Source organism: Mesorhizobium intechi (genome assembly GCF_002879535.1).
Taxonomy (GTDB): Bacteria; Pseudomonadota; Alphaproteobacteria; order Rhizobiales; family Rhizobiaceae; genus Mesorhizobium; species Mesorhizobium intechi.
Window position 1 is genome coordinate 13,657 of the sequence record NZ_PNOT02000302.1, and the last position, 21,641, is coordinate 35,297.

Consider the following 21,641-nt stretch of genomic DNA (forward strand, 5'->3'; position numbering starts at 1 on the left):
GATGCGCCGCACTTAGCAGAGCATTGCCGCCGGCAAAAGCACCTGGCGGATAAATGTCAGGCCGCTTGCGACAGCGATTTGTGAGCGTCTGCCAGGATCTCGAACGACCGCACCCGCGCCGCGTGATCGAAGATCTGCGCCGTCACCATCAGTTCATCGGCGCCGGTGCGGCGCACGAAAGCGTCGATGCCCTGGCGGACCGTTTCGGGAGAACCGACGACGGCGCAGGACAGCGCCTGGCCGAGCATGGTCTTGGCCATCGGATCGAGATCGCGGTCGTAGTTCTCGACCGGCGGCGGCAACCGACCGGGACGCCCGGTGCGCAGATTGACGAAGGCCTGCTGCAGCGAGGTGAACAGCAGCCGCGCCTCGGCATCGGTGGGCGCGGCAAAGACGTTGAGGCCGAGCATCACATGCGGCCTGTCGAGCTGTTCGGACGGCTGGAAGCGCGAGCGATAGATGTCCAACGCATGATCAAGCTCGGCCGGCGCGAAATGCGAGGCGAAGGCGTAGGGCAGACCGAGCATGGCGGCGAGCTGCGCGCCGTAGAGACTGGAGCCGAGAATCCAGATCGGCACGGCCTGGCCCTCGCCCGGCACGGCCCTGAGCCGCTGGCCTTCCTCGGCCGGCATGAAATAGCCCATCAGTTCGACGACATCCTGCGGGAAATTGTCGGCGCCGGCCTCGAGGTTGCGGCGCAAGGCGCGCGCGGTGTTCATGTCGGTGCCGGGGGCCCGGCCGAGGCCGAGATCGATGCGGCCCGGGAACAGGGCGGCCAACGTGCCGAATTGCTCGGCGATGACCAGCGGCGCATGGTTGGGCAGCATGATGCCGCCGGCGCCGACGCGTATGGTTCTGGTGCCGCCGGCCACATGGGCTATCACCACGGATGTGGCGGCGCTCGCAATGCCCGGCATGTTGTGGTGCTCGGCCAGCCAGTAGCGCTTGTAGCCCAGCCGCTCGGCATGGCGGGCAAGATCGAGCGAGTTGGCCAGCGACTGCGACGCATCACTGCCTTCGACGATCGGCGACAGGTCGAGAACGGACAAATCGGTCATGCGGCGGTCTCCACGATCCTCTTCTCACGCACTCTGGCCTCAAAAGCCGTGCGGTCGGGAATGATGATGCCGAACAGGCCTTGCAGCGTGTCGGCGAGTTCGGCAGCGGTGGCTATCTCCGTCTGCTCGGTGCGGCCGCCAAGGTGATGGATCGACAGCCGGTTCCCGCGCAGCGCGTAACGCCGGTCCGGCGCGGCGCGCGCGGCAATGACGGAGGCGAGGAAATGCGATGTCGGGCTGGTCGAGAGGAAGTAATTGGTGACGGAATAGTCGACCTCGTATTGCGGCTGCAGGTCGAAGCGGTAGAGCGAGCGCCAGTCGCCGCCGATGGCGGCCTGCAAGCGCAAATGATCGCCGGCCTCGACGAGGCGGAACGGCTCGTGCGGGGTTTTCTGTTCCGGACCGGGATCCAGCAGCAGCGGCGCGGTCAGGGTCAGCCCGCCGAAGCCGACATCGGCGATGTAGGTGCGGCCATCGAGCTCGACGCGCAAAAGCATATGGCTGCGCGCGGTGATGGCGTCCTCGCTCTGGCCCCAGAGCACGCGCGCCGCCAGGCCGACGACCTCGAAGCCGAGCGCCTGCAGCGCATGCATGAAGAGGAGGTTGTGCTCGAAGCAGTAGCCGCCGCGCCCGCCACGGACGATCTTGTCCTGCAGCGCGGCAAGGTCGAGCCGGACCGGGCGGCCCAGAAACGGATCGATGTTCTCGAAGGGGACCGCCTGCGGATGCGCGAAATGCAGCGTCTTCAGCGTATCCAGCGACGCGTCGCGCGGACCGGCGTAACCGATGCGCGCGAGATAAGCGTCGAGGTCGAAGGCAGGGGCATCGCTCATAAGGAAGGCACCGGGGGTTGGTCGGCCGGATATAGGCATTCGATCCGGCCGCTGCAAACACGTGCGCCTTCTATGCTGCCGCCTTGCCGTTCTCCTCGACCGGTTCGTCTTCAACCACGGCGGTTTGCTGCGCGGCGAGGAAATTGCCGACATGGCCAAGACCTTCGAAATGGTCGCAGAACACCTTGATGACGACCAGCAGCGGCACTGCCATCAGCGCGCCGACGAAACCCCACAGCCACGACCAGAAGGCAATGGCGATGAAGATCGCCACGGCGTTGATTTCCAGGCGCCTGCCGACCACCATCGGTGTCACGAACTGGCCTTCGACGACATCGCACAAAAGCACGAAGGCCGGAGCCAGGAGCGCGTAGGACATGGCGTCGAAGCTGATCAGCGCCATCACCGCGACCAGCACGATGGTCATCAGCGCGCCGACATAGGGCAGGAAGTTGAACAATGCAGCGGCAACACCCCAGACCAGCGGGTTGGGCATGCCGAGCGCCCACAAGCCAAGGCCGATGACGGTGCCGAGACCCGCATTGATGATGGTGACGGTGAGCAGATAGTGCGAGATTTCGCGCTCGACGTCATAGACGACGCGCAGCGCCCGCTTCTTCTCGGTGAGGCTGGCGAAGGACTGGATGATCTTCTCGTAGAACATCGTGCCCGAGGCGAGCAGGAACAGCGACAGCACGAAGATGATGGTGAGGCTCGTACCGGCCGCCAGGATGTTGCTGGCGGCCGACGACAGGATGCCGGACTGGGCGACGGCCACCTTCTGGACGCCAGGCTCCTGCGATGTCTCGGTCATCTGCTCGATCTGATGCGAGACCTGCATGATCCTTTCCAGCGGACGCCGCAATTGCGCCAGCCGTTCGGTGAGCTGCTGGCCGATCGACGAGGTGTTGTTGAGGAGATCGATGACAGGACCCGAGAGCAAATAGCCGGCACTGGCGAACACGCAGATGGACAAAAGCACCAGGAGCGTCGCCGAAACAACTTCGGGAATGCCGCGCTTGCGCAGCAGCCGCACGATCGGCGTCAATGTCAGCGCCAACAGGAAAGCCAGCATGACCGGCATGAAGAAGGCACGGCCGAAATAGAGCGCATAGACGGTCATGAAGATGAAGATGCCGACCAGCAGCGAGCGCATCAGACGGGTGTCCGCGCGGGCCTCGACGCGCGGATCCGGGCTTTCGGCAACGCCTGCGCCCGTAGCGGCGGGTTCGGCTTTCATCATGGACCCTCAGCGGTACACCGCAACTGGTGCAGTCCGTTGACGAAAACGTCGGCGCGCCAGCAAGGTTCCTTTAGCCGGCAAGGCCGTGGGTTGGCTTATGCGACGGACGCTGCCACCGCGGGCGCGGACTTCGCCGTTTCCTTGCGCACGATCGGCGCCACTTTGGTGCCGTAGAGTTCGATCGCCTTCATGATCTTAGCATGCGGCATGGTGCCGATCGCCATCTGCAGCAGGAAGCGGTCATTGTTGAAGATCCTGTGCTGGGCGACGATCTTCTCGGCCACCTGCTCTGGGCTGCCGACGAACAGGGCGCCGTTGGGACCACGCGACTGGTCGAAATGCGCCCGCGATGTCGGCCCCCAGCCGCGCTCGCGGCCGATGCGGTTCATCACCTCGGCCTGCGGGCCGTAGAAATCGTCGGCCGCCTGTTCGGTGGTGTCGGCGATGAAGCCGTGCACGTTGATGCTGGTGGCGAGACCCGCCGGATCGCTGCCGGCGCGCCGGGCGGCCTCGCGGTATAGGTCGAACAGTGGCGCGAAACGTGCCGGCTCGCCGCCGATGATGGCAAGCGCCAGCGGCAGGCCGAGCGCACCCGCGCGGGCGGCGGACTGCGGCGTCCCACCAATCGCGATCCAGACCGGCAGCCTGTCCTGGAAGGGCCGGGGATAGACGCCGCGATCGTTGATCGGCGCACGCAGATTGCCGGACCAGGTGACCTTGACGCTGTCACGGATGGCGAGCAGCAGATCCAGTTTTTCTGCAAAGAGCTCGTCATAGTCTTCCAGATTGTAGCCGAACAACGGGAAGGATTCGATGAACGAACCGCGCCCGGCCATGATCTCGGCGCGGCCGCCCGAGAGAAGATCAAGCGTGGCGAACTGCTGGAACACGCGCACCGGGTCGTCGGAGGACAATACCGTGACCGCGCTGGTCAGCTTGATGCGCTTCGAGCGCTCGGCGGCGGCGGCGAGCGCCACGACCGGCGCGGAGGCGGCATAATCGGGACGGTGATGCTCGCCGAGACCGAAGACGTCGAGACCGACCTGGTCGGCGAGTTCGACCTCCTCGATCAGGTTGCGCAAGCGCTCATGCGGACCGATGGCGCCCGGGCCGGGCTGCGGGCTGACGTCGGCGAAAGTGTAGAGACCGAGTTCCATTTGATGTCATCCTGGTGTTGGGTTTTGCAGCTAGACGTAGCGAGCGAACTGCCTTGCCGCCAGAGGCGTGGACGGTGAACAGTGCATGTCGGTTTAGGCCGGAAAAGGCGTCTCCCGGTTGCAACATCGCGGAATTTCATGGCTGGCATACCGATTTGGCGCTTGAACTCTCGGCATTCGCGCGTATGTAAGCCTCGCGAATTGACTTCAGGGAAGTGGACTTGGCTATCTACAGGGAAAAAGACATTTTCGAGCGGCGCAATGCCGCGAACGAGGCAAAGAAGGCGCTTCTGGAGCGCTTCAAGTCAAAGCCGGCGGCAGATGATCCTGCGGTGCTGGCGCGACAGGCCGAGCGCAAGGCGATCCTAGAGGCTCGCGCGATCCGCGAGGCTGAAAAGGCCAGGCTGAAGCAGGAAAAGTTGGCACGCGAGGCGGTCGAGAAGGCCGAGCGCGAGGCAGCGGCTGAAGCTGCGCGCATTGCGGCCGAAGAAGCGGCATTGGCTGAAGCGAAGATCAAGGAAGCCGAAGAGAACGAGCGCATCGCCCGTTTGCTGGCCGACGAAGCCGAACGCAAGGCGAAGCGCGACGCACGCTATGCGGCGCGCAAGCAGCGTACCGGCAGAACGCCTCCAGGCTTCTCAGCCCGCTAACGCCTGACGGCCAAGCTTCGAAATTTGCAATCAGGGTCGCCTTGCCGCGGCCCTGAAGGTGTTTGTGCGGCGCTTTTGCTTTTTTGGACGTCCGTCGTCCCCAACCGCTTCTAGGCCGCGAATTTCAGCCCCATAATGCCGCAGACGATCAGCGCGATACAGGCAAGGCGGATCGCGGTGGCGGGCTCGCCGAGCAGCCAGATGCCGAGCAGGGCCGTGCCGACCGTGCCGATACCGGTCCACACCGCATAGGCGGTGCCGACGGGAAGCGCCTTCAGCGCCAGGCCAAGCAAGGCAAGACTGACGATCATCGAGGCGACCGTGAGCACGGTCGGAACCAGCCTGGTAAATCCGTCGGTGTATTTGAGGCCGATCGCCCAGCCGATTTCGAACAGGCCGGCGAAGAACAGAAAAGTCCAAGACATCGGAAGGCTCCATCCAGCACCGGGCCGGAGACAGGAGCCGATCCTCGGATGCCGGTCATGATGGCGGGTCGTCCCGACCGGATTGTAGGAGAGGCGCGGGGTCGTCCCCGCACTGTCGATATAGGTTGTTCAAACGCCCAATCCAACCCGGCGGCATTCTCCGACGCCGCCGGTGGGATTTTGCCGCGCCTGCCGAGGCCTACTTTTCCTTGATGCGCATCGCCTTGACCGGTGGCGCCTTCAGGGCGGGAGCGGGTGCCGGCTTCTTGGCATCCTTCTTCGGCTTGCGGGCTTCCTTGCCTGCCTTCATCGCACCTTTAGCCATGATTCGTTCCTCCAGTTGCGGGGAATGAAGTGAAACAAGAGAAACGCTTTGCCGCAAGAGGGCAGTATCTGTCGCAACCGCCGGCGGACTGCTTTCAACCGGTTTCTAATTTGCTCGTAAACCATGGCCGTCCGTGCCATTCTCATCTTCGCACTGCAGCATCGACCCGCGCCTTCGCCGGGTGATCGTCGGGCAGGCCGGTCAGGACGACAATGCGGATCCACATCGGCTGCGAGATGAGTTTCGACTTCCCGCAGGAAACGCCGCTCATCGCGATGCTCAATGTCCACTATTCGCGCGCCTCCGATCTCGAGCGCCCGGACTTCCTGACCTCCAGCCCGCCAGTTCCGGTTCAGGGTTATCGCGACAGTTTCGGCAATTGGTGCAACCGCTTCGTCGCGCCGCCCGGACGGTTCAGCGTCGGCACGGATGCGGTGATCCGCGACCCCGGCACATTCGAGATGGGCGAGCCGGAGGCGTGGCAGCACGAGGTGCGCGACCTGCCGGCCGAAACGCTGCTGTTCCTGCTGCCCAGCCGGTTTTGCGAGAGCGACCTTTTGGCCAGCGAAGCCTGGCGACTGTTCGGCCATACGCCGCTTGGCATTCCGCGCGTGCAGGCGGTGTGCGATTTCGTCCACAACCACATCGCCTTCAACTACGGCAATGCGCGGCCGACGCGCACCGCTGCGGAAGCCTATCGGGAACAGAGCGGCGTGTGCCGCGATTTCGCGCATCTTGCCGTCACCTTCTGCCGGGCGCTGAACATCCCGACGCGCTACTGCACCGGCTACATCAGCGATATCGGCATGCCGAAGCCGTGGTCGAGCATGGACTTCGCCGCCTGGATGGAAGTCTATCTCGGCGGCCGCTGGCACGTCTTCGACCCGCGCAACAATGCGCCGCGCATCGGCCGCATCCTCATCGCTTCCGGGCGCGACGCCGCGGATGTGCCGCTGACCCATATTTTCGGACCGGGGACACTGGCCGGCTTCAAGGTGTGGACCGACGAGATCGTCGAATAGCCGCCGTCTCCCGCCGGCCGGTCCCAAACAAATCGCGTCTTGAACGACCCGGCAGTTGGCGCGTTATGGTGGAGTTGCAGCCGTCCGGCGGTTAGACTGGGCACGTTGAACGAGGACCAAACCGCATGGCCGGGCACGGCGGCTCCAAAATGGTCATCTACGCGGCGCTCGCCGGCAATCTGGCGATCGCGCTGACCAAATTCGCCGCCGCCTTCTTCACCGGCAGCTCGGCGATGCTGTCGGAAGGCGTGCATTCGCTGGTCGATACCGGCAATGGCGGCCTGCTGCTCTACGGCATGCACCGTGCCGCGCGCCCGGCCGACCGCACGCATCCGCTCGGCCATGGCCGCGAACTCTATTTCTGGAGCTTCATCGTTGCCCTCCTGGTCTTCGCGCTGGGCGCCGGCGTGTCGCTCTACGAGGGCATCATCCACATCATGGCGCCGGAGCCTGTCGCCAACGTCAAGGTCAACTATATCGTCCTTGGCCTGTCCTTCCTCTTCGAAGGCAGCTCCTGGCTGGTGGCGCTGAAGGAATTCCGCCGGGAGAAAGGCAAACAGAGCTGGCTGCAGGCCGTGCAGTCGAGCAAGGACCCCAGCGTCTATACCGTGCTGTTCGAGGACAGCGCGGCGCTTGTCGGCCTGATCGTCGCGTTTGCCGGCATATTGGCGGCGGAGTTGCTGGAGATGCCGGAACTCGACGGCGCCGCCTCGATCGGCATCGCGTTCATTCTCGGCGCCACGGCGATTTTCCTCGCCCGCGAAAGCAAGGGGCTGCTCATCGGCGAGCCGGCGTCGCCCGAAGTGCAGAAAAAGGTGCTGGCGATCGTGCAGCAGGATCCGGCGGTGCAGCGCGCGAACGGCGTCCTGACCGTCCATATGGGGCCGCGGGAGATCGTTGCCGGACTCAGCATCGAATTCGAGGACCATCTGGCGGCACCGGAAATCGAAGCCTGTGTCGAACGCATCGAGGCACGGCTGAAAAAGGACATGCCGGAGATCACGCGGCTGTTCGTCAAGCCGCAGACCGCGGGCACCTGGGAGCAGCGGCGCAAGCTGATCGAAACGGCATCGCACTGATCCTGGACCAGCGCAGGACCGTTGCCCCATCGCATTGCCTTGCTAAGATCACGGCCAAGATCAGGCGACGCATTTCGGAGGATAGACCATGAAGATCGACGGCGGGTGCCATTGCGGCGCCATCACCTATGAGGCGGAGGTCGACCCCGCAAAGACCTCGATCTGCCACTGCACGGATTGCCAGCAACTGACCGGGACGGCCTTTCGTGTCACCGTTCCCGCGCCAGAGGATCGCTACCGGATCACCAAAGGCACACCAAGAATCTATATCAAGACCGGATCGAGCGGCGCCAAGCGCGCCCAGGCCTTTTGCGGCGACTGCGGGGCGCATCTATACGCGACCTCGGTTGGCGACGGCCCGAAGATCTATGGAATCAGGACAGGCACCGCGAGGCAACGCGAGGATCTGGTGCCGACCCAACAGAAATGGCACCGCTCGGCCCTGCACTGGCTTCCCGAATTCGAGGGCATGAGCATCGTCGAAGAACAGTAGCACCGGCCTGTCGACCGAAAGGCGCCCAAGACAAGCAATATGTGCTAGTCTCGCTCGCCATCAATCGGGCGGGTGATAGCGATGTTGGAAACGGACAAGTTGTTTGCCGGCTCGATCCCGGAAAACTACGACCGCTACATGGTGCCGTTGATTTTCGAGCCATTCGCCGCGGACCTTGCACGGCGGGGAGCGTCCTTCTCGCCCAAAGCGGTCCTGGAAGTCGCCGCCGGTACCGGGGTCGTCACCCGTGCCCTGGCGCCGGAACTGTCCCCTCACGCAAGCTATGTCGTGACCGACCTCAACCAGCCGATGCTCGACTACGCCGCTTCGCGACAGGCTCGCGACAGTCGCATCCAATGGCGCCAGGCCGATGCAATGGCGCTGCCATTTGAGGACGCCGCCTTCGATCTCGTTTGCTGCCAGTTCGGCGCGATGTTCTTTCCCAACCGCCCATCCGCCTATCGCGAGGCCAGGCGGGTGCTGAAGCCCGGCGGACATTTCCTGTTCAACGTATGGGACCGCATCGAGGAGAACGTGTTCGCCGATGATGTGACGAACGCGCTGGCAAGGATGTTTCCGAACGATCCGCCGCGCTTTCTGGCCCGCACGCCGCATGGCTACCACGACACGGCGCTGATCCGCGGCGACCTGGAAGCGGCCGGCTTCTCCGGTGTGGCGATCGAGACGAGAGCTGAACAGAGCCGTGCGCCTTCGCCGCGGATTCCGGCCGTTGCCTATTGCCAGGGAACGGTGCTTCGCACCGAAATCGAGGGCCGGGATCCCGGGAAACTCGACGCTGCAACGGACTACGCCGCGTCCGCGATTGCGGCCAGGCATGGCGGCGGCGCGGTTGCCGCGAAAATCCAGGCGCACGTCATCGTGGCCGTGGCCTGACGCGATTCCAGGAAAAGTGGGACGGTTTTTCCGGGAAATGCGCATAGCGCTTTCCCTTGGGCATTGCGTCAAAATCAGGACTGTCCGTTCAGTCGTCGCCTTCGACGACCCGCAGCCTGAGCTGCCCGGTCTTTGAATCGGCAGCGCGCGGTCCGGGCTCGAGTTTCGCCGCGGGCGCCCGTGACGGCGTCTGCGGGCCGGCATCGCCATCGGCCTGCGCGCCGAACTCCAACGCCTCGATCTTCTGGCCGCGCTTGGTCACTTTCGATGTCGAGACGAGGATATCGTCGATGTCCTTGGCCGACTGGCCGAAATGCACCTGCAGCTTGCGCACGCGCTCGTCGACGCGCGCGACATCCTCCATCAGCCGAATGACCTCGCCCTGGATCAGATGCGCCTGTTCGCGCATGCGGGCGTCCTTGAGGATCGCCTGGATGACCTGGATCGACAACATCAGCAGCGACGGCGAGACGATGACGACGCGGGCGCGGTGCGCCTTGTGGACGATCGCCTCGAAATTCTCGTGGATTTCGGCGAACACCGATTCCGACGGCACGAACATGAAGGCTGTGTCCTGGGTCTCGCCCTGGATCAGGTATTTTTCCGAGATGTCGCGGACGTGGATCTCGATGTCGCGGCGGAAGGCCTGGGACGCGACCTTCTGCAAGTCGGCGCCGTCGGCGGCGCGGATGGCGTTCCAGGCTTCCAGCGGAAACTTGGCATCGATGGCCAGCGAGGGCGCTCCGTTCGGCATCTTCACCAGGCAATCGGGCCGGCTGCCATTCGACAGCGTCGCCTGGAATTCATAGGCGCCATGCGGCAGGCCGTCGGCGACGATCGCTTCCATGCGCGACTGGCCGAAGGCGCCGCGCGTCTGCTTGTTGGAGAGGATCGCCTGCAGCTGCACGACCTGGCCAGCAAGCGACTGGATGTTGCCTTGCGCGACATCGATGACGGCCAGCCGCTCCTGCAGTTTGGCCAGGCTCTCATGCGTCGATTTGGTCTGCTCGGTCATGGTCTGGCCAAGGCGGCCGGTCATGGCGTCGAGGCGCTGGCCGATCGACTGCGTCAGCTCCGCCTGGCGCGCGCCGAACACTTCGGCAATAGCGCCCATGCGGCCCTGCATCTCGGCCTGGCTTTGCAATATGCCGGCCATCCGCGCCTCGGCGTCGCGGGCATGGTCGGCGGCTTCCGCGGCAGCGACGGCGCGCGCCTTGGCCGACCGCCACAGCGCGACGACCAGCGCCACGAACAGGCCGAGGAACAGCAAGGCGGCGAAAGCCAGGGCATGGCCCAGCGTGATCGTCGAGGCGCCGAGCCGCGCGACGGGCTGCGAAAGGATGGTGCTCAGATCATTCATGTGGACAGCATAGCCGATTCGGCGGGCCGGCATAGATCAAAACGTGAACGATACCCGAGTCCACCGGTTGACGCTTTTCGCTGGACGTCTTACGTGGGACGCCATGCCGATCAAGCCGCTCATCATTCTTCCCGATCCCATCCTGCGCCAGGTTTCCAAGCCGGTGGAGCGCGTCGATGCGCCTTTGCGCAAACTGGCCGACGACATGCTGGCGACCATGTATGACGCGCCCGGCATCGGGCTGGCGGCAATCCAGATCGGCGAGCCGCTGCGCATGCTGGTGATCGATCTCGCCAAGGAAGACGAAACGCCGGCGCCGCATGTCTTCATCAACCCGGAGATCCTGGAGAGCGCCGAGGCGCGCTCCGTCTACGAGGAGGGCTGCCTGTCGATTCCCGACTACTACGCCGAGGTCGAACGCCCTGCTTCCGTTCGGGTGAAATATCTCGACCGCGACGGCAAATTGCAGGAGATGGAGGCCGAGGGGCTGATGGCGACCTGCCTGCAGCACGAGATCGACCATCTCAACGGCGTGCTGTTCATCGACCACATTTCGAAGCTGAAGCGCGACATGGTGGTGAAGAAGTTCAAGAAGCTCGCCAAGGACAAGGCGCCGGGCAAGCTGGCGGGATAGGGGAAAATGCCCCTCCGCGTCATCTTCATGGGCACGCCGGAGTTTTCGGTGCCGACGTTGCGCGCGATCGCCGCGGCCGGACATGAGATTCCCGCCGTCTACACGCAGCCGCCCCGCGCCGGCGGCCGGCGCGGGCTGGAGCTGACGCCGTCGCCGGTGCAGCGCGAGGCCGAGCGCCTCGGCATCGAGGTGCGAACGCCGACATCCCTCAAGAGGGAGGCCGAGCAGGCCGCCTTCAGCGCCCTGCGGGCCGATATCGCCGTAGTCGTCGCCTATGGGTTGCTGCTGCCGAAAGCGATTCTCGATGCGCCCCGGCTTGGCTGCATCAACGGCCATGCATCGCTCTTGCCGCGCTGGCGCGGTGCCGCCCCCATCCAGCGCGCCATCATGGCTGGTGACCTGGAAAGCGGCATGATGGTGATGCGCATGGAAGAGGGGCTCGACACCGGCCCGGTGGGATTGCTTGAAAAATGCGCCATCGAACCCGATATGACGGCCGGCGATCTGCATGATCGGTTGATGCGCATTGGTGCTGCCCTGATGGGGGAAGCGCTGGCGCGGCTGGAAGGGAATACCCTGACATTTACCGCGCAAGCGGCGGAAGGGGTGACTTATGCCAGAAAAATCGATAAGTCCGAGACGCGGGTGGACTGGACGCGGCCTGCGGCCGAGGTCCACAACCATCTTCGTGGCCTGTCGCCCTTTCCAGGCGCCTGGTCCGAAATTGACATTGGCGGCCGCATGGAACGGCTGAAACTGCTTCGCTCGACGCTGTCCGAGAGCCTGTCGCTTTCGGAAGATCGGGGCGAGTCGGGAGGAATTCTCGATGACCGGCTGACGGTCGCCTGCGGGGCAGGCGCGATCAGGCTGGTCGAAGTTCAACGCGCGGGCGGGAAGCCCGCCGCCGCGTCGGAATTCCTGCGCGGAGCCAAGATCGTAAAAGGAATGAAGTTCTCATGAGCATGATGTCAATACGCGCGGCGACGCCGCGGGATCGCGAGGCCATACGCCTCGTCGAGGAACACGCCTTCGGCCAGCAGGCGGAGGCCGGGCTGGTCGACGCGCTGGTCACCGACGGCGACGCCGTCGTCGAACTGGTGGCGGAAGAAGACGGTCAGGTGGTCGGCCATATCCTGTTTTCCCGGCTGTTCGTCCAGAATGGCGGCAAGAGCTTCGCGGCCGTGGCGCTGGCGCCGCTGGCGGTGGAACCGTCGTTCCATGGCAGCGGCATTGGCGGCGCGCTGATCCGCGAGGCACATATCCGCCTCAGGGATGCCGGCGAGACGCTGGCGGTGGTGCTGGGCGACCCGGCCTATTACGGCCGGTTCGGTTACAGCCATGCGCGGGCCGAGAAGTTCGAAAGCGAATACCAAGGCGAGGCGCTGCAGGCGCTGGCCTGGGGCGACGCTCCGGAGGCCGGCAGGCTGGTCTACGCTTCCGCCTTCACCGCCCTCGCCGCCTAGGCGAGGAGGTACAAGCTGCCGGCATGCCGCGTTTTCGCCTCGACATCGAATATGACGGCAGCCTGTTTGCCGGCTGGCAGCACCAGGCCGACCAGCCTTCGGTGCAGCAGGCGATCGAGCAGGCGATCGAGAAATTCAGCGGCGAGGCGGTGCGGTTGCGCGCCGCCGGCCGCACCGATGCCGGCGTGCATGCGAGCGCCCAGGTGGCGCATGTCGACTTGGCCAAGCCATGGCCTGGCGACAAGGTGCGCGATGCCGTCAACGCCCACCTGCAGGCCGCTGGCGCGCATGTCGCCATCCTGAAGGCGGCGACCGTTCGCGACGATTTCGACGCGCGCTTCTCGGCCACCGGCCGCCACTATCTCTACCGCATCCTCAACCGCCGCGCGCCCGCGGCGCTGGAAAAGGGCAAGGTGTGGTGGGTGCCGAAGCGGCTCGACGCCGGCGCCATGCACGAGGCCGCGAAACTCCTGCTCGGCCGGCATGACTTCACCACCTTCCGTTCGACCCAGTGCCAGGCCAACAGTCCGGTCCGGACGCTGGAACGGCTCGATGTAAGCCGGGCGGGCGACATGATCGAGGTGAGAGCCTCGGCCCGTTCCTTCCTGCACAACCAGGTGCGCTCCATGGTCGGCTCGCTCAAGCGCGTCGGCGATGGCGGCTGGACCGAGGCCGATCTCAAGGCAGCGCTCGAAGCGCGCGACCGCGCCGCCTGCGGGCAAGTGGCGCCGCCCGACGGGCTTTTCCTCATTGGCGTCGATTATCCCTGAACAGAGTCGGCAGGCGCTGTTCATGGCCAGGCGGGCTCTACCCCGGGAACGGCCCGGAAAGGCTCTGGGCCCCGATATCGTCCGGCACGGTGATGCCAAGCAGCATCTGCAGCCCGAACAGCACCAGCAGCGAAGCGATGAACATGCCGACGAAAACGGCGGTGCCGACGGCCGCGCCCTTGCCGATCGCGGCATTGGTCATGCGCCAGGTCAGCGCCATCGACAAGGCGAACAGCAGCAGCGACACCAGGCCCGAGACCTGGTTTGCCGACGACAGGAAGAGCCTTATCAGCGCCGAGGGCAGCATGAGCCAGGCAGTGATGGCTGAGGCCCAGTTGCTGGCGACGACATAGTGGACGAAGCGCCCGCCAATGCCGGCGCGCGGCGCGACCAAGGCGAGCGCGACCAGCGGCAGCACCCAGGAGCCGATGTCGACCGTCGCCAGGCGCAACAGCATGCCGAAACGGCCCACGAAGGCGTCGGGATCGCCGATCTGGTTGGCGATGCCGACCCAGCCCACGATCAATGCCGGCGCGGCAACGACGATGGCAAAGAAGGAATTCCAGAAACCGTCGGCCGACAGGTCGAGCAGGCGCAGCCCGTCGGCCTTGCCGAGCATAAGCCGCCAGGCACCGGTCAACGAAGCTTGGGTTTCATCCGCCGAAAGCATGCTGTTCAGCCCTGTCCGAACCAGTCTTCGATGAAGCGCTGGTAGATCCGCGTCAGTGTTTCGAGATCGGCAAGGGCGACGCGCTCGTCGACCATATGCATGGTCTTGCCGACCAGACCGAACTCGACCACCGGGCAGTAATCCTTGATGAAACGCGCATCCGACGTACCGCCGGAGGTCGACAATGTCGGTCCCTTGCCGACCGTCGCCTTGATCGAGCCGGCAAGCGTGTCGACCAACTTGTCGTCGCGGGTCAGGAAGACATGGCTTGGTCGGTCGCGCCAGACAAGGTCGTAGTCGACCGGCGTCTTCTTGCCCGGCCGATACTTCTTGCGCTTCGCCGCCTGGTCGAGGCGGTTGTGGATTTCAGCCTGGATGGTCTCGGCCGTCCAGGTGTCGTTGAAGCGGATGTTGAAGGTCGCGGTGGCCTTGGCAGGAATCACGTTGGTGGCCGGGTTGCCGACATCGATGGAGGTGACCTCCAGATTGGTCGGCTGGAAATCCTTGGTTCCCTTGTCGAAGACGGGATGCAGCAAGGCATCGACCAGGCTGATCAGCCCGCGCACCGGATTGTCGGCAAGCTGCGGATAGGCGGCATGGCCCTGGCGGCCATTGACGGTGACCGAAGCGGACAGCGAGCCGCGCCGGCCGATCTTGATCATGTCGCCGAGCGCATCCGGGTTGGTCGGCTCGCCAACGACCGAGGCATCCCATTTCTCGCCCCTGGAAGCGGCCCATTCGAGCAACTTGACCGTGCCATTGATGGCTGGTCCTTCCTCGTCCCCGGTAATCAGCAGCGAGACCGAGCCCTTGGGCCCGCCGTGCTTGTCGACATGGCGCGCTATCGCCGCGACGAAGCAGGCGATGCCGCCCTTCATGTCGACGGCGCCACGGCCATACATCTCGCCATTGGCGATCTCGGCGGCGAAAGGCGGATGCGTCCAGGCGGCTTCGTCGCCGACCGGCACGACATCGGTATGGCCGGCGAACATCAGATGCGGGCCGTTGCCGGACCGCCTTGCATAGAGGTTCTCGATGTCGGGCGTGCCGTCTTCCGAAAAGACCGGCCGGTCGACCAGGAAGCCGAGCGGTTTCAGCATCGTTTCCAGCGCGCCCAGCGCTCCGCCTTCGGCTGGTGTCACGGAGGCGCAACGGATAAGGGCGGCGAGGTTTGCGGCGGGGTCGGTCGGCAGCGTCATGGCAAAAGCGATAGTCGAAAGCCGAGGGCCTGTCACGGGCAGACATAGGGGCCAGTGCAATGGCAGACGATGCCGCCGACATTATGGTTTTCATGTCGTATAGTCGGGCCGGTGCGGAGCAAGGGATGGCGGATCGGGAAAAACGGATTGTCATCGCCGGCGCTGGCAGCATCGGCTGCTATGTCGGCGGCTGTCTGGCGCTCGGCGGGCGCAGGGTGATCCTGCTCACCCGGCCGCGCATCGAGGGAGCGCTGCGGCAGGGCGGATTGCGCGTCAGCGACCTTGAAGGCCGCGATCGCCTGGTCATGCCCGACGCGCTCGCAATCACCGACGATGCCGCCGTCGCTCTGCCGCAGGCGGATGTAATCCTGGTGACCGTCAAGAGCGGCGCCACGCAGGAGATGACGGCGCTGATCAAAGTCCATGCCCGGCCCGATGCGGTGGTGGTCAGCCTGCAGAACGGCGTCGACAATGCCGACAGGCTGCGCGCGGGGTCTGGCCTGCGCACCGTGCTGGCCGGCATGGTGCCGTTCAACGTGGTGCAGTCGCCTGACGGCGAGCTGCCGCTGCGCGTCCACCGCGCCAGCGACGGCAAGGTGATGATCGAGGACGGCGGCCCTGCCGGCCTTCTCGACGTCGCCGGCCTTCTCGATGTCGAAGGGCTGGCGGTCGAGACGCATGGCGACATGAAGGCCGTGCTGTGGGGCAAGCTGCTGATGAACCTCAACAACGCGCTGGTGGCATTGTCGGACCTGCCGCTGGCGAGCGAACTCGCCGATCGGCGCTGGCGGCTGATCCTGGCCGGCCAGATCGACGAGGCGCTGCGGGCGATGAAGGCCTCCGGCATCGCGCCGGCGCGGATCGCCGGACTGCGCCCGGCGCTGCTGCCGAAAGTGCTCCGGCTGCCGGACTGGCTGTTCAAACTGTTGGCGCGGCGCATGCTGGCGATCGACCCTCAGGCGCGCTCGTCGATGTGGGACGATCTGCAGCGCGGCCGGCCGACGGAAATCGGCGAGCTGCAAGGCGCGGTGCTCGGCCTCGCCCAGAGAAGGGGGACCCCGGCGCCGCTCTTGGAAAGCGTTACCGCTTTGGTGCGCGCGGCGGAAGCGGCGCGGCTTGGCTCGCCCGGCCTGGCGCCGGAGCAGGTCGTGCCGCCGGATGCCTCTCGATCAAGGTGATCTTCTGCCAAATCTTGCGCGACAGGTTGGACGCCAGGTTCTCGATGTCATTGACGCCGTCGACGACGACATCGTCGTTGACCGACTGGGCGAACAGAGCGGCGATCTTGCCGGTGATCGACAGCATCTCGGAGCAATAGTCGAGGTAGCGCGCGAGATCGGCGGCATTGGTGATGCGGGCCGGGGAATGCGCGGTCGGCTTGAAATCGGCCGAGAGCGTCGCCGGATCCTTGGTCAGCTGGTGCATGTCGATGACGTGGATCAGCGAGCGCAGGCCGTGCAGCTGGCGAAACACCCGCTTGCGCTTTATGCGCTCCTCGGTGCGGATCAGCGCCAGCAGGCCGAGCACGGCAAGGATGATCATGTTGATCGTGGCTTCGATGCCTTGCACCGACTGCACCGCATCGTCGGCCTGGGAAATGTGAATGAGCGGCAGGATGGTGCCGACGAACAGGAAGATCAACGCGCCGGCGAGGACGGCGGCGATGATGAGCCCGCGCAGCCACCAGATCGGCGCTTCGAGCGCCTGGGCCGCCTTGGCCAGATCGCGTGACAGCGACACCAGTTCGGCGGCGACGCCGCGCAGGCCGGCCTGGGGAAACCGTTCTGCAACGCGCTCCTCAAGCCGTTCGGCGGTCTCGATGATCAGTTTCGGATCAAGCGTGCGGTAGCGCATGTCCGATCGGCCCTCAGGGTTGTGCCGGCTCGTTGGTGCGCCGGCCATAGCGGTTGGGCCCAGGCTGCCCTGGAAACAGGCACAACACAACAAAGGCGACGATCGAGACGACCGGCACGAACAGGATCAGCGCGGCAATGCCCGGCTTGTCGAGGTCGTGCAGCCGCTTCACCGCCAGCGCGATGTTCGACCATAGCGAGGCAATGAAGGCGACGAAGAAGATGAACGACCACATATTGCCCTCGGCCGAGCCTTCCGGCACCAGCGTGAAGCGGTAGAGCGGGAAGGCCTGGATGATGGCGACCAGCAGGCCACCAAGAAAATAGGCCGCGCGGCTGACGCGGCCCGATGTCTTGAAGAAAAGCCAGGTGAGATTTGAACTGTCAGGCAAGCGGGTCCGGTCCGTATTGATTGGCACCCCTGGCGCCTTCGAGAATGCCGCATTCCACCAGAAACCAGATCGCGCCGATAAAGGGCACCAGGATGATCAGGCTCCACCAGCCTGACTTGCCCCGATCATGCCAGCGCTTGGCGTAAACGGCGAAGACCGAATAGAGCATGGCCAGCCCATAGAGCAAATAGATAAAGCCGTAGGGCATTTGGTTGAATGTCGTGCCCAGTATGTTGTCGAGGATCATCGCGATGACCGCGCCGACGAAAATGATGCCGACGCAGGCCCAGAACTTGGCGCGATTGATGCGGCCGTCGAAACTTGTGAGCAGATATTTCCAGTCCATGTCACCCCTCCATGTTGAATCAGCGCGACGGATTGTCGCGCCGGCGGAAGGTGCGCCCGCTTCGCGGAAAGATCAATCGCGCAGCAATTCGTTGATCGACGTCTTCGACCGCGTCTTGGCGTCGACGCGCTTGACGATGACGGCGCAATAGAGGCTGGGCCCCGGCTCGTTGTTCGGGAGAGGCTTGCCCGGCAGCGAGCCGGCGACGACCACCGAATTGGGCGGCACCTCGCCGTAGAAGATCTCACCGGTGGCGCGGTCGACGATCTTGGTCGACTGGCCGATGAAGACGCCCATGCCGAGCACCGAGCCTTCGCGCACGATGCAGCCCTCGACAACTTCCGAACGCGCGCCGATGAAGCAATTGTCCTCGATGATGGTGGGGCCGGCCTGCATCGGCTCCAGCACGCCGCCGATGCCGACGCCACCCGACAGATGCACGTTCTTGCCTATCTGGGCGCAGGAGCCAACGGAGGCCCAGGTGTCGACCATGGTGCCCGTGTCGACATAGGCGCCGACATTGACGAAGGATGGCATCAGCACGGCGCCCGGCGCGACATAGGCGGTACGGCGCACGATCGACGACGGCACGGCGCGGAAGCCGGCCTTCTCGAAATCGACGGCGCTCCAGCCATCGAACTTGGACGGCACCTTGTCCCACCAGACGGCCTGGCCGGGGCCACCCTTGATGATCTCCATCGGGTTGAGGCGAAAGGAGAGCAGCACGGCCTTCTTCAGCCACTGGTTGACGTGCCACTTGCCGTCGGCCTGGCGCTCGGCGACGCGCGCCGCGCCGCGGTCGAGCAGATCGAGCGCGGCCTGGATGGCGTCGCGCGTCTCGCCGCGGGTCGCGGGCGAAATCGTATCGCGTTCGTCGAAGGCCTTCTCGATGGTCTTTTCGAGGCTCGCCAGATCGGGCTTCGACATGAATTCGCTCCATTACCAAGCTGTTAAGGGGCTGCGCCTTAACCTGTTTTGAAGTCGCGCGGACCCTGGGCTTGCTCCGCCTGCCTGGGTCTTTGCATGTAGCAGGTTCTTGTCGCAAAACCGCCGGACACGTTTGCGGAACCTGCTTATGTTAAGGCTCAGTGAGGGTCAATCGCACCTGCGTCATGGGACGGCGCAGTCAAGGAAATTTGGACGGGTAATTTGATGACACCTATGGAAAAGGCGGGATGGACGCCGCTGCCGCATTCGGACGAGGATCTGGAGCGGTCGAAAAGCGTGCCGGACACGCCGCAGACGCGGGCCGAGACCTACCGGCTTGCCTGGAACGACCCCGACTTCATGACGCGGCGTGAATTGCGCGCGGTGCGGCTGCAGCTCGAACTGTTGAAGCCGGAAATGATCCTGGCCGAGCGCGGCATCCGTTCGACGGTGATCCTGTTTGGCGGCGCGCGCCTGCCGGAACCCGGCGGCGTGGCCTGGGCGGCCAAGAACGAGACGCAGAAAAAGAACCTCGAGGAAAACAGCAAATATTACGAGGAGGCGCGCAAATTCGCCCGCCTGTGTTCGCAGCAGTCGGCCGCCTCATACTACCGCGAATATGTCGTGGTGACCGGCGGCGGGCCGGGCGTGATGGAAGCGGGGAACCGCGGCGCAGACGATGTCGGCGCGCCGTCTATCGGGCTCAACATCGTGCTGCCGCATGAGCAGGCGCCGAACGTCTATGTGACGCCGGAGCTGTGCTTCAATTTCCACTACTTCGCCATCCGCAAGATGCATTTCGTCATGCGCGCCAAGGCGGTGGCGGTGTTTCCGGGCGGCTTCGGCACGATGGACGAGTTCTTCGAGACGCTGACGCTGATCCAGACCGGACGCATGGAGCGCGTGCCGGTGATCCTGTTCGGCAAATCGTTCTGGAAACAGGCGATCAACCTCGACTTCCTCGCCGAACAAGGCACGATCAGCCCCGGCGACCAGGACATCATCGATTTCGTCGATACCGCCGACGAAGCCTGGGGGATTGTCAGCCGGTTCTACAAATTAGGGGAGTAGCGCGGTAGGCGAAATCGATCTGGAAGGCAGAGGCTGAGAGCGCCCTCGTCTTCCTGCTGCCCTACTGTCCTGCAACTATCGCCGTCAAAAATCCCGCCAGATCGTCGGTAACGAAATCGACATCGTCTTCCTGCGCGGGGTCGCGTTCCCAGATCTCGGCGAAGGTCGGCTCGAAATTGCGCGGCACGACGAGCACGGTGGTCATGCCCAGCGCCTTCGGCACCTCCAGGTTGCGGGCGAGGTCCTCGAACATCACGGCATTGTGGCCGGTGACGGCGTGCAGCTCGGCGAACTTCTCGTAGGTCTGACGCGCGGGCTTGGGATTGAGGCCGGCGGCGACGATATCGAAAATGTCGTCGAAATGGTCGAGGATGCCGAGCTGGCGGGCGGTGCGCTCGGCGTGCCGGCGGTCGCCATTGGTGAAGATGAACTTGCGGCCGGGGAGTTGGCGGATGGCGGTGCCCAGGACAAGGTCGGGCACCAGCCATGAATAGTCGATGTCATGCACCTTCTCGAGGAAATCGTCGGGATCGATGCCATGGCGCGTCATCAGCCCATTCAGCGTCGTGCCATATTCGCGATAAAGTTCCTTCTGCAGCTTGCGCGCCTCCTCGCGCGGCAGCGACAGCAACTCCCCGACATAGGCGGTCATCTTGACGTCGATCTGCGAGAACAGATTCGAATGATGCGGATAGAGCGTGTTGTCGAGGTCGAACACCCAGTCGGTGACATGGGCGAAGCGGGCGGGATCAGGCTGCGTGGTCATGCGCCTCTTATGGCATGAAACGCGGATTCCGAAAGGGACTTTATCCACAACTTCCGCGCGCTTTTAGTGGCAGAAATGGCCGCATGATTCAAATTTTAAGCAACCGGGAAAGGTGGCCTTCAGGGCTTGCTGGCACAGAGACAGTCCTGTGGGGAGCCCGCGATGAACAGCATCATTCTGAAATCCGCCGCTATCGCTTTCGCCTCCGTCGCCGCCTCGCTTCTTCTGACGCTGATCATCGTTCCAGCCTTGGGATTCCCGGTCAATCGGACGATCTGGCTGACCTCGACGCTCTGTCCGCTGGTGCTTGCATGGGTGGCCTGCGCCAGCACCTTCTGGCAGAGCGACAGGTTGAAGAACGCGCACCGCGAATTGGCCCGGGCGCACGCCCAGCTTGCAGCCGCGCACCGCCGCCTGTCGGAGAAGGCCAGCCGCGACGACATGACCGGCATGCTCAACCGGGAGAGTTTCTTTGCCGCGCTGGACGGTTCCCGGCGCAAGTCCGACCGCGGCGCGCTGCTGATCATCGACGCCGACCATTTCAAGAAGATCAATGACAGTTTCGGCCACCTGACCGGGGACGACGCGCTGCTGCTGATCGCCAGCGCCATCGAGCGCGGCGTGCGCAGCGGCGACGTGCTTGGCCGCATCGGCGGCGAGGAATTCGGCGCCTTTCTGGTCGGCGCCACCGAGCAGGAGGCCAAGCGTGTCGCCGAGCGCATTCGCCGCGAGGTCGAGCTGATCCGCTTCCGGCCCGTTGACGAACGGACCATTCCGCTGACCGTCAGCATCGGCGGCACAGTGTGCGGCGAGGACGTCAACGTATCGGAACTGATGCGCGCCGCGGACCGGCGCCTCTACCAGGCCAAGCATGGCGGCCGCAACCTGACAATCCTCGATACGGACATTTCCGAGGCCGCGTGAGCCGGCCTGTCCGGCACCACCGCCTGTTAAGGAATTTCTAACCCTGTTTGCATTCGGTTGTACCGTTTGCCCGCCTTTTCACGCCTT

The 21,641-nt window shown here is 64.5% G+C and carries 26 protein-coding genes; 12 read left to right on the forward strand and 14 right to left on the reverse strand.

All coding sequences use genetic code 11. The annotated features are described in order from the left end of the window. Positions 1 to 56: 56 nt before the first annotated feature. From C1D09_RS25935 to C1D09_RS25950, 4 genes are all read right to left on the reverse strand, one after another. On the reverse strand, positions 57 to 1,058 hold the full coding sequence (locus C1D09_RS25935) for an LLM class flavin-dependent oxidoreductase (protein WP_143976923.1): 1,002 nt from the start codon (positions 1,056 to 1,058) through the stop codon (positions 57 to 59). Continuing rightward, positions 1,055 to 1,891, reverse strand: coding sequence for an arylamine N-acetyltransferase family protein (locus C1D09_RS25940; RefSeq protein WP_143976924.1), 837 nt, complete (start codon positions 1,889 to 1,891; stop codon positions 1,055 to 1,057). The genes C1D09_RS25935 and C1D09_RS25940 overlap by 4 nt, the downstream gene beginning before the upstream one ends. A 70-nt stretch (positions 1,892 to 1,961) precedes the next feature. Next, positions 1,962 to 3,131 carry an AI-2E family transporter gene (locus C1D09_RS25945; RefSeq protein WP_143976925.1) on the reverse strand — a complete coding sequence of 390 codons (1,170 nt, stop codon included), beginning with the start codon at positions 3,129 to 3,131 and terminating at the stop codon, positions 1,962 to 1,964. Between the two features lie 98 nt (positions 3,132 to 3,229). Then, a complete protein-coding gene (locus tag C1D09_RS25950) occupies positions 3,230 to 4,291 on the reverse strand; it encodes an LLM class flavin-dependent oxidoreductase (RefSeq protein ID WP_143976926.1) in 1,062 nt (353 codons plus the stop codon). Positions 4,292 to 4,512: 221 nt separating this feature from the next. On the opposite strand from C1D09_RS25950, the gene C1D09_RS25955 reads away from it, so the two are divergent. Beyond that, positions 4,513 to 4,941 (forward strand): DUF6481 family protein, encoded by a 429-nt coding sequence (locus C1D09_RS25955; RefSeq protein WP_143976927.1) that lies wholly within the window; start codon positions 4,513 to 4,515, stop codon positions 4,939 to 4,941. Between the two features lie 110 nt (positions 4,942 to 5,051). Here C1D09_RS25955 and sugE read toward each other — a convergent pair whose 3' ends face one another. Both sugE and C1D09_RS34120 read right to left on the reverse strand, forming a co-directional pair. Next, a complete protein-coding gene (sugE, locus tag C1D09_RS25960; RefSeq protein ID WP_143976928.1) occupies positions 5,052 to 5,366 on the reverse strand; it encodes a quaternary ammonium compound efflux SMR transporter SugE in 315 nt (104 codons plus the stop codon). Positions 5,367 to 5,565: 199 nt separating this feature from the next. Next, a complete protein-coding gene (locus tag C1D09_RS34120) occupies positions 5,566 to 5,691 on the reverse strand; it encodes a hypothetical protein (protein WP_013891842.1) in 126 nt (41 codons plus the stop codon). 212 nt (positions 5,692 to 5,903) lie between these two features. Between C1D09_RS34120 and C1D09_RS25970 the strand changes: the two genes are divergently transcribed. The 4 genes from C1D09_RS25970 (at position 5,904) to C1D09_RS25985 (ending at position 9,179) form a co-directional block, all read left to right on the forward strand. Beyond that, positions 5,904 to 6,713 carry a transglutaminase-like domain-containing protein gene (locus C1D09_RS25970; protein ID WP_143976929.1) on the forward strand — a complete coding sequence of 270 codons (810 nt, stop codon included), beginning with the start codon at positions 5,904 to 5,906 and terminating at the stop codon, positions 6,711 to 6,713. Positions 6,714 to 6,838: 125 nt separating this feature from the next. Further along, positions 6,839 to 7,792 (forward strand): cation diffusion facilitator family transporter, encoded by a 954-nt coding sequence (locus C1D09_RS25975; RefSeq protein ID WP_143976930.1) that lies wholly within the window; start codon positions 6,839 to 6,841, stop codon positions 7,790 to 7,792. An 88-nt stretch (positions 7,793 to 7,880) separates the two neighbouring features. Next, on the forward strand, positions 7,881 to 8,285 hold the full coding sequence (locus tag C1D09_RS25980; RefSeq protein WP_143976931.1) for a GFA family protein: 405 nt from the start codon (positions 7,881 to 7,883) through the stop codon (positions 8,283 to 8,285). A gap of 81 nt (positions 8,286 to 8,366) precedes the next feature. Beyond that, on the forward strand, positions 8,367 to 9,179 hold the full coding sequence (locus C1D09_RS25985; RefSeq protein WP_143976932.1) for a class I SAM-dependent methyltransferase: 813 nt from the start codon (positions 8,367 to 8,369) through the stop codon (positions 9,177 to 9,179). A gap of 88 nt (positions 9,180 to 9,267) precedes the next feature. Here C1D09_RS25985 and C1D09_RS25990 read toward each other — a convergent pair whose 3' ends face one another. Continuing rightward, a complete protein-coding gene (locus C1D09_RS25990) occupies positions 9,268 to 10,539 on the reverse strand; it encodes a DNA recombination protein RmuC (RefSeq protein ID WP_143976933.1) in 1,272 nt (423 codons plus the stop codon). 103 nt (positions 10,540 to 10,642) lie between these two features. On the opposite strand from C1D09_RS25990, the gene def reads away from it, so the two are divergent. The 4 genes from def to truA are packed head-to-tail and all read left to right on the forward strand — an operon-like array spanning position 10,643 to position 13,406. Next, positions 10,643 to 11,173, forward strand: a complete 531-nt coding sequence (def, locus tag C1D09_RS25995) for a peptide deformylase (RefSeq protein ID WP_143976934.1) — start codon at positions 10,643 to 10,645, stop codon at positions 11,171 to 11,173. Between the two features lie 6 nt (positions 11,174 to 11,179). Beyond that, positions 11,180 to 12,133, forward strand: a complete 954-nt coding sequence (fmt, locus tag C1D09_RS26000; RefSeq protein WP_143976935.1) for a methionyl-tRNA formyltransferase — start codon at positions 11,180 to 11,182, stop codon at positions 12,131 to 12,133. After that, complete coding sequence (locus C1D09_RS26005; RefSeq protein WP_143976936.1) at positions 12,130 to 12,636, forward strand: GNAT family N-acetyltransferase; 507 nt, start codon at positions 12,130 to 12,132, stop codon at positions 12,634 to 12,636. Before fmt ends, C1D09_RS26005 begins: the two co-directional genes overlap by 4 nt. Positions 12,637 to 12,659: 23 nt before the next feature. Then, a complete protein-coding gene (truA, locus tag C1D09_RS26010; protein ID WP_143976937.1) occupies positions 12,660 to 13,406 on the forward strand; it encodes a tRNA pseudouridine(38-40) synthase TruA in 747 nt (248 codons plus the stop codon). 37 nt (positions 13,407 to 13,443) lie between these two features. On the opposite strand, the gene C1D09_RS26015 is transcribed toward truA, so the two are convergent. Both C1D09_RS26015 and dapE read right to left on the reverse strand, forming a co-directional pair. Next, positions 13,444 to 14,076 (reverse strand): transporter, encoded by a 633-nt coding sequence (locus C1D09_RS26015; protein WP_143976938.1) that lies wholly within the window; start codon positions 14,074 to 14,076, stop codon positions 13,444 to 13,446. A 5-nt stretch (positions 14,077 to 14,081) separates the two neighbouring features. Next, entirely contained in the window at positions 14,082 to 15,275 is a 1,194-nt protein-coding gene (gene dapE / locus C1D09_RS26020; protein WP_143976939.1) for a succinyl-diaminopimelate desuccinylase, read from the reverse strand. Between the two features lie 125 nt (positions 15,276 to 15,400). Between dapE and C1D09_RS26025 the strand changes: the two genes are divergently transcribed. Beyond that, positions 15,401 to 16,453, forward strand: coding sequence for a 2-dehydropantoate 2-reductase (locus tag C1D09_RS26025; protein ID WP_143976940.1), 1,053 nt, complete (start codon positions 15,401 to 15,403; stop codon positions 16,451 to 16,453). Here the strand turns inward: C1D09_RS26025 and C1D09_RS26030 are convergent. From C1D09_RS26030 to dapD, 4 genes are all read right to left on the reverse strand, one after another. After that, a complete protein-coding gene (locus tag C1D09_RS26030; protein WP_143976941.1) occupies positions 16,356 to 17,129 on the reverse strand; it encodes a hypothetical protein in 774 nt (257 codons plus the stop codon). The two genes, C1D09_RS26025 and C1D09_RS26030, sit on opposite strands and share 98 nt — an antisense overlap. Before the next feature lie 13 nt (positions 17,130 to 17,142). After that, positions 17,143 to 17,520: a DUF805 domain-containing protein gene (locus C1D09_RS26035; RefSeq protein ID WP_167514755.1), complete on the reverse strand. Its 378-nt coding sequence runs from the start codon at positions 17,518 to 17,520 to the stop codon at positions 17,143 to 17,145. Further along, entirely contained in the window at positions 17,513 to 17,866 is a 354-nt protein-coding gene (locus tag C1D09_RS26040) for a DUF805 domain-containing protein (RefSeq protein ID WP_019862459.1), read from the reverse strand. Before C1D09_RS26040 ends, C1D09_RS26035 begins: the two co-directional genes overlap by 8 nt. 72 nt (positions 17,867 to 17,938) lie before the next feature. Next, complete coding sequence (gene dapD, locus C1D09_RS26045) at positions 17,939 to 18,793, reverse strand: 2,3,4,5-tetrahydropyridine-2,6-dicarboxylate N-succinyltransferase (protein WP_143976942.1); 855 nt, start codon at positions 18,791 to 18,793, stop codon at positions 17,939 to 17,941. A gap of 225 nt (positions 18,794 to 19,018) precedes the next feature. On the opposite strand from dapD, the gene C1D09_RS26050 reads away from it, so the two are divergent. Next, positions 19,019 to 19,864 carry an LOG family protein gene (locus C1D09_RS26050; protein WP_143976943.1) on the forward strand — a complete coding sequence of 282 codons (846 nt, stop codon included), beginning with the start codon at positions 19,019 to 19,021 and terminating at the stop codon, positions 19,862 to 19,864. 61 nt (positions 19,865 to 19,925) lie between these two features. Here C1D09_RS26050 and C1D09_RS26055 read toward each other — a convergent pair whose 3' ends face one another. Further along, positions 19,926 to 20,630 (reverse strand): pyrimidine 5'-nucleotidase, encoded by a 705-nt coding sequence (locus C1D09_RS26055; RefSeq protein ID WP_143976944.1) that lies wholly within the window; start codon positions 20,628 to 20,630, stop codon positions 19,926 to 19,928. A 162-nt stretch (positions 20,631 to 20,792) separates the two neighbouring features. On the opposite strand from C1D09_RS26055, the gene C1D09_RS26060 reads away from it, so the two are divergent. Next, the gene (locus tag C1D09_RS26060) at positions 20,793 to 21,554 is read left to right on the forward strand and encodes a GGDEF domain-containing protein (protein WP_143976945.1); all 762 of its coding nucleotides are present in this window, start codon (positions 20,793 to 20,795) and stop codon (positions 21,552 to 21,554) included. The last annotated feature ends 87 nt before the right edge of the window (positions 21,555 to 21,641 follow it).